Annotated in this window: 11 protein-coding genes; 2 read left to right on the top strand and 9 right to left on the bottom strand. The window is 52.4% G+C overall.

The genetic code is table 11. The features are described from left to right. Both L692_RS0101530 and L692_RS30965 read left to right on the top strand, forming a co-directional pair. Nucleotides 1-801, top strand: an 801-nt coding sequence (locus L692_RS0101530) for a ferrous iron transporter B (RefSeq protein WP_036721336.1), incomplete at its 5' end; no start/stop codon positions are given. A 42-nt stretch (nucleotides 802-843) separates the two neighbouring features. Continuing rightward, on the top strand, nucleotides 844-1065 hold the full coding sequence (locus L692_RS30965; protein ID WP_312000891.1) for a FeoB-associated Cys-rich membrane protein: 222 nt from the start codon (nucleotides 844-846) through the stop codon (nucleotides 1063-1065). Nucleotides 1066-1335: 270 nt separating this feature from the next. Here the strand turns inward: L692_RS30965 and L692_RS0101525 are convergent, their stop codons facing one another. The 9 genes from L692_RS0101525 to L692_RS0101485 form a co-directional block, all read right to left on the bottom strand. Then, a complete protein-coding gene (locus L692_RS0101525) occupies nucleotides 1336-2451 on the bottom strand; it encodes an ATP-binding protein (protein WP_025696557.1) in 1116 nt (371 codons plus the stop codon). Nucleotides 2452-2951: 500 nt separating this feature from the next. Continuing rightward, nucleotides 2952-3359, bottom strand: a complete 408-nt coding sequence (locus L692_RS0101520; protein ID WP_025696555.1) for a hypothetical protein — start codon at nucleotides 3357-3359, stop codon at nucleotides 2952-2954. Between the two features lie 237 nt (nucleotides 3360-3596). Further along, nucleotides 3597-4136 (bottom strand): peroxiredoxin, encoded by a 540-nt coding sequence (locus L692_RS0101515; RefSeq protein WP_025696553.1) that lies wholly within the window; start codon nucleotides 4134-4136, stop codon nucleotides 3597-3599. Between the two features lie 216 nt (nucleotides 4137-4352). Continuing rightward, a complete protein-coding gene (leuB, locus tag L692_RS0101510) occupies nucleotides 4353-5432 on the bottom strand; it encodes a 3-isopropylmalate dehydrogenase (protein WP_025696551.1) in 1080 nt (359 codons plus the stop codon). A 105-nt stretch (nucleotides 5433-5537) separates the two neighbouring features. Further along, nucleotides 5538-5663 (bottom strand): hypothetical protein, encoded by a 126-nt coding sequence (locus L692_RS33765; protein WP_269636708.1) that lies wholly within the window; start codon nucleotides 5661-5663, stop codon nucleotides 5538-5540. 73 nt (nucleotides 5664-5736) lie between these two features. Continuing rightward, on the bottom strand, nucleotides 5737-6828 hold the full coding sequence (locus tag L692_RS0101500) for a DUF4097 family beta strand repeat-containing protein (RefSeq protein WP_025696549.1): 1092 nt from the start codon (nucleotides 6826-6828) through the stop codon (nucleotides 5737-5739). Nucleotides 6829-6845: 17 nt separating this feature from the next. Then, nucleotides 6846-7346 (bottom strand): hypothetical protein, encoded by a 501-nt coding sequence (locus tag L692_RS30460; RefSeq protein WP_025696547.1) that lies wholly within the window; start codon nucleotides 7344-7346, stop codon nucleotides 6846-6848. A 77-nt stretch (nucleotides 7347-7423) separates the two neighbouring features. Beyond that, complete coding sequence (locus L692_RS0101490; protein ID WP_025696545.1) at nucleotides 7424-7876, bottom strand: anti-sigma factor family protein; 453 nt, start codon at nucleotides 7874-7876, stop codon at nucleotides 7424-7426. Next, complete coding sequence (locus L692_RS0101485; RefSeq protein WP_269636709.1) at nucleotides 7873-8397, bottom strand: RNA polymerase sigma factor; 525 nt, start codon at nucleotides 8395-8397, stop codon at nucleotides 7873-7875. The genes L692_RS0101490 and L692_RS0101485 overlap by 4 nt, the downstream gene beginning before the upstream one ends. Nucleotides 8398-8466: the final 69 nt, after the last annotated feature.

Genomic DNA, 8466 nt, shown 5'->3' with positions numbered 1-8466 from the left:
TGCAACGTTCCTGCCGTTATGGCCGCGAGAAGCATTGAGCAGCCGAAAGAACGGATGCTGACTACTCTGCTGCTTCCTCTGATGTCATGCTCTGCCAGACTTCCGGTCTATCTGCTGTTTGCCGCCGTCTTTTTCCCGCAAAACCAGGCGGCTGTCATTATGACAATGTATGCTTTGGGAGTCGTATTCGCGCTGCTGCTGTGCAAGCTCTTCTCCAAATATTTGTTCAAGAACGAAGCCTCGGTTTTCGTAATCGAGCTTCCTCCCTATCGTATGCCGCAGCTTAAGTCACTCTCGCGCAGCACCTGGGAAAAAGGAAAAGGCTTCCTGCGTAAAGCGGGTACGATTATTCTGGCCGGTTCGGTTATCATCTGGATCATGTCTTACGCCGGGCCTGCGGGGTTGGATGTACCCATGGACGACAGCTTCCTCGCCAAATTCGGCGGCATTGTCGCACCTCTGCTTCAACCGCTCGGCTTCGGAAACTGGCAGGCCGGTTCGACGCTGGTTCCCGGCTTTCTCGCCAAAGAAGTTGTCGTATCAACGATGAACATTATCTATCACGCACCGGAGGCTGCCGGACTCGAAGCGCAAATTGCTCAGGTGTTCACACCGCTCAGCTCGGTGAGCTTTATGGTCTTCATTCTGCTGTATACGCCTTGCCTTGCCACGGTGGGTGTAATCAAGAAAGAAACGGCTTCCTGGAAATGGACTTTCTTCTCCATAGCCTATGCCGTTGTCCTGGCCTATTTGGTAAGTCTGGTTATCTATCAGGGTGGACGGCTCCTTGGCTGGGCCTGACCCAATACGAATGGCCCTATATGGGGAAAGCGGGGAAATTACATGATAAACGTATTGATTAATATATTGATTGTTGCCGCTATCTTCGGTTATTCCGGCTGGATTCTCTACCGCCATGTGCAAAAAGGGAAAAAGGGCGCTTGCGCCGGATGTGACAAAGGAAAAAGCTGCCCGGGCGCAGCCAGTGACTTGTCGTCAACCTGCTGCAGTCCGCAAAATAACGTTCCGTCATCCGGACTGCATAGCAATCAAGCGGGATTGTAGTGAACAGGACAGCATACAAAGGGACCGGCCAAGGAATCTTCTTGACCGGTCTTTTTTGCATGCGAACAAATTTCCATTTCGAGCTGATCTCCCGGGCCGAATGCAGCCAACATAAGAACACCCTTGTCTGACGTTCTCTGCGCCTCCCTAAGCCGCGCAAGGCATTGGAGGCTCTATTTATAGCCCTCAATGCCTTGGCCCCTTCCTGGCCGTTTCTGTGGCCGTAACCGGTCCATGAAACAAGAAACCGCTCCACCCTGGCCTTCCCGGCTATGCGGGAAATCCGGGGGTCAGCGGAAGCGATATCACAAAACTGGTCCCCTCATTTATCCGGCTGCTGACGGAAATTCGTCCCCCGTGGTTCTTGATAATCCGGTCACTGACAGAAAGACCCAGCCCCGTTCCGTTCTCCTTGGTGGTGAAGAACTGGTTGAACAGATGACTCATAGTGCATACATCCATGCCTTTACCGTTGTCGGAGACGATTAAACGCACCTCTCCGCCTTCTCTATACGCCCCGAGCTCAATCTTCCCGGTGGAATCGTCCAATCGGTCCGAGATCGCCTCCAGAGCGTTTCTTATCATATTGATCAGGACCTGCTTAATCTGCTTTACGTCTACGGAAATGTACAAGTCGCTGGGTGAAGAATTCAGCACGATCTGGCAGCCTTTCATCAGGACTTCGCTTTCTGTCAGCAGAATAACTTCTTTCAACAGGGCGGAAACGGAAATGATTCCGGCTTGAGGAGAGGAAGGCTTGGACGAGGACAGGAATTCATGAATAATATCATTGGCACGGTCGATCTCGGCCAGAATAATCTTGGCGTATTCTTCCTTCCCAAGTCCCTGCAGATGCGGGCGAAGCAGTTGGATAAATCCGCGAATGGCTGTCAAAGGATTCCGGATTTCATGGGCAATGGAGGCGGATAATTTGCCTAACATGGCCAGATTATCATTTTGGTAAGCGGTTTGCTCTATCTTTTTATAATCGGAAATTTCCTTAAAGGTGAATAAATAGCCGCCGTTCATGTCCGCGCCAAATGACGCGTTGACTTCCCAATATCGGCCATATTCGTCCATAAACTCATACATCGTTTTTCCTTTGTATACCGTTTCCCGATAGATATGCAGCAGTTGTCTCTTCTTGCTTCGGCTCAAGGAAAGATGGGTCAACAAATCGACTACAGTGCATCCTGCCAGCGCATAGCGCTGGAGCTCAAGCATTCCGTACGCCCGCGCGTTAACAAAGGTTAGGACTCCTTCTTCATCAAAAAGCATGATTCCACTGTCAATATGCTCCAGAACATTCTCATATGTACTGTCCAGAAGCCCGGCTTGGAACGATCGCGGCGACAGAAGCCGACTGTCGTGAATTTCATGTAGCACGATGTGAAGTTCCCCCTTCAACTGAAATTGACGGAGCAGAACGACTAAAATTGACGAAGCAGTTCTGCGGCATCAAAATATGCTGTTATATCAGTATATGCCATGGAACCGCTAGTACATTCGGCAATCATATTCTTATTCAGTCACCCAAGCGTTTTTACTATATTCCAATCATATCCAAGAAAAGTACCCAAAGCAATCAGAGATAGTGTCGAATGTCAAAAAATTCATAAAATGATACTTTAGTGCCGCTCCGAAGGTCTAAGAAAACAGCCTGTACTCCATGATGAAGCCCCGCGCAACCTGCGGGCAACACTGAATCGGGCTTCGTAATAAATTAGGAAAAGACGATTTTCGGCGGCTTACGGCGATCTTCCTTTTATTGCTGCCACATCAAAAAGGCCATGATCTCTACATGAAGTAGAAATACACAGCCTGTTTCGATGTCCTCGCAACCTGCGGAAATTTTTTCTGGTGAAGTGATAGTATGCAGCATGCCTTTACGCTTTTTGCTGAAGACGATGACGCCGTTGACTCATAACCGCGAGTCTCTTCTTGAGCTCTCTCTCCCATTTCGTATCGCCAATCTGTTTGGACACGGCCAGCAGGTCAAGCGCCATATCAATCTGGCTGCGGATAATGGCCAAAGCATCCTCACTTTCCACATTGACGACATTTTCAAAAATCGACTCTTCGTCTTCCATCACATAATCCTGGAAATCCACATCGGTAACGCCGTCGCCATGCGCGTATTCCGCCAAGATTTCATACTCATTCTCGACCTTGTAATGAACCTCGACCCGGTGACATACCGGGCAAAAGAGCAGGGGAACATTATGGACTTGCGTGCGATAATGCTTAAGCGTCCCCTTCGTACCTACCATACTCGCTCCACAGCAAAAACTCATGATTGTTCACCCTCCTCAAGTCAGTTCCAATGGTTTCGTATTATTGTATTATACTCGGTTGCCGGCGATTCCTGCTGATAAACGGTTTAAATCAACCTCTGCACCCATTTTCGAACGGTCAGGACAACTCTGGCAGAGGTTTTGTTGCAAAAAGCCTCCTTAACCGGATAATTATCCGGAAGGAGGCTTTGATCAGCATTTCAAAGGACATGGAATGAGACGCTTTAGAGCCAATGCTTACAGGTTCTTGTCGCCAGGCTTCCAGTTCATTGGGCACAATCCGCCCGATTGCAGCGCCTGCAGCACACGCAGAGTTTCTTCTACGCTGCGGCCTACGTCGTTATGGTTAACTACTTGGTATTTCAGTTCGCCTTCCGGATCGATAATGAAGAGACCGCGAAGCGCGATGCCTTCTTCCTCGATCAATACGCCGTAATCACTGGCAACCTTCTTCGTAATGTCGGAAGCAAGCGGGAACTTCAGTTGGCCAAGACCGCCCACTTCTTTCGAAGCATTGATCCAAGCCTTGTGGCTGTGTACGGAGTCGATGCTTACGCCCAGAATTTCGGTGTCGAGCGCGGCGAATTGATCGGCTGCATCGCTGAGCGCCGTAATTTCAGTCGGGCATACGAAAGTGAAATCCAGAGGATAGAAGAAGAAGACGAGCCATTTGCCGCGATAGTCGGACAAGCTTACTTTGCCAAATTCTTTACCGTCACCCGATACAGTTTCCATTGTGAAATCCGGTGCCGGTTTGCCTACCAAACGTTCTGCCATTGCGAAAATCCTCCTTTGATTATGTAAGAAAAACAAGCTGCCAGCCATTCGTATAAAATGGTGATGGGGCGGTGTCTTTCTTGGGTTTGATGGGGTTGGTTACGTCTCTGCTGTTACAAACCAAATGGTATCACCGTACAAAATCAAAGTCAAGATTACATTCATTGTTTTTTTATAATTATTATAAATAAGGAAAGTTCTGTGACGGTTTTTTCCTTATTTGCGGATAGCAGCGACAATCAGGTCGCCCATCTCGCTCGTGCTGATCGCCTTGCTCTTGTCTGTGGCAATATCGCTTGTACGATGTCCCGCATCAAGCACCTGCGCTACGGCGGCTTCGATTGCGGCGGCCGCGTCTTCATAGCCGAAGGTCAGACGGAACATCAGAGCCAGCGAGAGAATAGTAGCAATCGGATTGGCCAATCCTTGTCCGGCGATGTCCGGCGCGGAACCGTGAACCGGCTCATAGAGGCCATAGCTTCCCTCGCCCAGCGAAGCAGAAGCCAGCATGCCGATGGAACCCGTGAGCATGGCAGCTTCGTCGCTCAGAATATCCCCGAACATGTTCTCGGTCACGATGACGTCGAAGCTGGACGGACGGCGCAGCAGTTGCATGGCGCAGTTATCGACCAACACATGCTCCAGCTCTACGTTCGGATAGTCCGCCGCGACCCGGATAACCACTTCACGCCACAGGCGGGATGTTTCCAGCACGTTCGCTTTGTCCACAGAAGCCAGCTTGCCCCGGCGCTTCGCAGCAATTTCGAACGCCTGGCGGGCGATGCGCTCCACTTCGGTCACATTGTAAGCGCAGGTGTCAACCGCTTCTTCCCCCTGCTCGCTTTGACGGCGGAACTTCTCTCCGAAATAAATACCGCCGGTCAGTTCGCGGACAACGATCAGATCCGTTCCTTCAAGCACTTCCGGTTTTAGTGTGGAGGCATCCTTCAGACAGTCGAATACGACCGCAGGACGCAGATTAGAGAACAGGCCCAGCGCTTTGCGGATACCCAGAAGCCCGGTCTCCGGACGAAGCTCCTTCGGGTTGGTATCCCATTTGGGACCGCCGACGGCGCCCAGCAGCACGGCGTCCGCGCTCTTGCAGATGTCCAGCGTTTCCTCAGGCAGCGGCGTGCCCTTCTCGTCGATGGCAATGCCGCCAAACAAGGCATGCTCGGTCTCAAATTTGTAGCCGAATACCTCCTCGGTTACTTTTAGCACCTTTTCCGCTTCCGCCACAACTTCGGGACCAATGCCGTCCCCTGCGATTACGGCGATTTTTTTAACTTCGCTCATCCTTCGTCACTCCTTAAATTGATCCGCGCTCACGCGGACATAATTCTTCTGTATACTGTTGTAACATAACATCATCAAAAGGACAAAGATATGGAATCTATCAAATTAATAGGGATTGCCTATAACCCGGTCAGGACCGGACAGAAATAACGCTTCAGAAGCATCGGACAGAATGCACAGCCGGGCGCCCCGCCCTTGCAGCGTTAGCGTTCCCGATTTCCCGGCATTCATTACATCTCCCCAAAGGCAGCAGACAGCCGCACGCTTCCGGATTCCCCCCGGGCGTGCGGCTTCTTCTGTCAGACTATTCAGCGATGTCCGCGCTGACGCTGCCATTGGTCGTGGACAGCTTTACGGTATGATTCCCGCTGCCAAGCACCGCGGTTCCATTCGTATCGCTCTGTTTCTGCCAGTTCACGTTTCCTTTCAGCGAGCCGTTGGTTGTATCGGCGGCAATCGTCGCATCCGTCGCCCCAGACAGCTTCAGCGAGATGCTGCCATTGCTCGAAGTACACTCCCAGTTTCCCGTAACGGGAGATTGAATGACTATTTTACCGTTGCTGCTCTTGGCGTACACTTGGCCGGCAATATCCTCCAGCGTGATGGAGCCGTTGGAGCTGGTGATATGGGCTCCTCCCTCCACCCGCTGTAAATCAAGCGAACCGTTGCTGGTGCTGGCCTTGACTCCGCCTTTAATTTCCCGCATTTCGATTCGGCCGTTGGAGGTGCTGGCCTCGATCCCGCCCTCCAGATCGGAAGCATCCAGCGAACCGTCGCTTGTTCCGATCTTGACCGCGAGATCCGCAGGGAGACTCACATTGAGATAGGGACTGTTGCCGGTAAAGCCGAAGTAAATCCCCGATAACAGGTTCTTTTCCGCCGTCATCTCAAGCACTACCGTATCCCCTTGCGTTGACACTTTCCAGTAGTCCTTCATTGCCTGTTCGCTTTCGCTTTGACTGCTTCCGGGAGCGAGCAAGCGGCCCTCATAGCTTAGAGCGCTTCCCTGAATGCCGTTCACCTTGACCTTGCCGCCCGGAATGGATATTCGGACCGCCTTGATGTTATCCCCGATCTGCACCGTCCCGTTGACGGAGCTTAAATGCGATTTCCCCAGCCAGGTGCCCAGCGACCCTCCCGGAAGCACGGATTGTCCCGCGCTCATGAGGCCCAGCAGCAGAATCAGAACGATGGCCCATCCGCTCGTGCGGGTCCTGGTCTCCGTTCTAACCAGCAGCCTTAGCAGCATTTCCAGGCCAAGCAGGATAAGAAGTCCGGGCCACAAATACCCGAGCGCTTCATACGTAAGCTGACCGAATTGAATCAGCGTGATTATGACGCCAAGCGCAATGCAGCCGAGCGCCGCCGTCAAGCTTCCAATCTTCCATCTACCCATCCCATGACTCTCCGTTCTTACGCTTTTGTGTTCTTTCTAAGCATATGCAGCCCGTAGGCGATCAGGCCAAGAGACAGCAAAATCGTGCCGATATTAAGCTCGGTCAGCAGGAGCCACAGTCCCGGGAAGACCGTAATCAGCAGCAGGAGAGCCCCCGCCACGATGCAAGCTCCCCCCATCCATGCCGGACTGACGTCATCCTGCGGGTAATCGGGCATTGGCGGTACGGCAAAGGGCGGCCAGGGCGAGCCAAGACCCTCCGGCCCATACATCAGCCGTTCATGCTCTGCGAAGGCGAGCTTGTTCCATGTGGCCTTCTGCAGAGCGTCAAACAGCTGATAGAACCACAGAGCGGCCAGCGCGAACGGGAATACCGTCGGCATGGAAGGAATAAAGACGATACAGACAAACGCGCCGATCATAAACTGCATTCCCTGTTTTTTGAAGCCCAGATACAAATGTCCGAGTCCCGGAACCATGGCCAGCATAAAAGTGAGCCAGCGTTTCTTTTTTATCATGTAGCATCCTCCTGATTATGTGGTCTTGCCGAGCATTCCGCATGCCTCGCAATGATCTATCTCTTCGGCTTTCGGCTCTAGCGATTCCCCTGGGCGCCGAGCAGCGCCGTTACCGAGTTCGACATGTGGCCGTTGATTTCCGTCAGCCCGTAGGCCAGCTGTTCAAATACGCCGTATTGAACCAGCACAAAGGTCAGACAGGCCGCCAGGCCGTAGTGAACCCATGAGGTCCGGCGCGCGGAGCGCCGTCTTGAAGCAGCGGGTCCCGCATTATCCGATTGGCGCGCTGACTCCAGCCGTTCAATCTCCGCCATTACCCGCGGAACGAGATCAGGAGAATCGGTAAACGGCCCGGCTTCCGGAGCGCCGTCCGCTTCCTTCCATATCTCCTCCATCGCCCTCGCTTCTTCCAGCCACCGCGCACAGGCGGGGCAAGCACCGATATGCCGCGTCATTTCCCGCTCTGCCTCGGGAGACAGCAGACCTTCGATATAATGGGGAAGCCAATCCATTACTGCATCGCATTTCATTCCCATCTCTCCCCTTGTCTTCGCATGATCTGTCTGGCGCGGTACAGCTGAGATTCAACCGTTTTGACCGATATGCCTTTCGCTTCAGCTATTTCCTGATAGGATTGCCGGTTAAAGTAGTACAGCTGCACAACCGACCGGTACGGTTCGGCAAGACTGTTCACACTTTTCCCCAATTCCTCGGAAGCCTCCTTGCGGAGTGCGGCATGTTCCGGCGTCTGTGAAGTCACATAGTCATTCTCCGTATAATCCGCCATGCTGCGATACTTCCATTCCCTGTCATTGGCTCTTTTCCAGTCCAGACAGGTGCGGTAGGCAATCCGGTACAGCCAGGTAGAAAATGAGGATTGTCCCCGGAAGGAGGGAAGCGCCTTGTAGGCTTTGATAAATACCTCCTGGGCCATATCTTTGGCCGACTCGGATTCTCCCGTTATTTTGATGCATACCCGGTATACCAAGCCCTGATAGCGCGTCACCAAATGAGCAAAAGCCTGACGCTCGCCGTTCAGTACGGCCGATATCCATTCCGCCTCTTCCAGTTCTCTCCCCTCCTTCTCTACATTACGTTTGACGCGCGCTTCTTCCGCTCC

The sequence above is a fragment of the Paenibacillus forsythiae T98 genome, from assembly GCF_000520735.1.
GTDB classification, from domain to species: domain Bacteria; phylum Bacillota; class Bacilli; order Paenibacillales; family Paenibacillaceae; genus Paenibacillus_AQ; species Paenibacillus_AQ forsythiae.
Note: the sequence above shows the minus strand (reverse complement) of the source record. Positions and strands in the feature narration are given on the sequence as shown.

Coding starts and splice junctions, on each gene's coding strand:
- L692_RS0101500 (WP_025696549.1), bottom strand. CDS start 6,828: ATGGGTAGATGGAAGATTGGAAGCTTGACGGCGGCGCTCGGCTGCATT.
- L692_RS30460 (WP_025696547.1), bottom strand. CDS start 7,346: ATGATAAAAAAGAAACGCTGGCTCACTTTTATGCTGGCCATGGTTCCG.
- L692_RS0101490 (WP_025696545.1), bottom strand. CDS start 7,876: ATGAAATGCGATGCAGTAATGGATTGGCTTCCCCATTATATCGAAGGT.
- L692_RS33765 (WP_269636708.1), bottom strand. CDS start 5,663: ATGAATGCCGGGAAATCGGGAACGCTAACGCTGCAAGGGCGGGGCGCC.
- L692_RS30965 (WP_312000891.1), top strand. CDS start 844: ATGATAAACGTATTGATTAATATATTGATTGTTGCCGCTATCTTCGGT.
- leuB (WP_025696551.1), bottom strand. CDS start 5,432: ATGAGCGAAGTTAAAAAAATCGCCGTAATCGCAGGGGACGGCATTGGT.
- L692_RS0101515 (WP_025696553.1), bottom strand. CDS start 4,136: ATGGCAGAACGTTTGGTAGGCAAACCGGCACCGGATTTCACAATGGAA.
- L692_RS0101520 (WP_025696555.1), bottom strand. CDS start 3,359: ATGAGTTTTTGCTGTGGAGCGAGTATGGTAGGTACGAAGGGGACGCTT.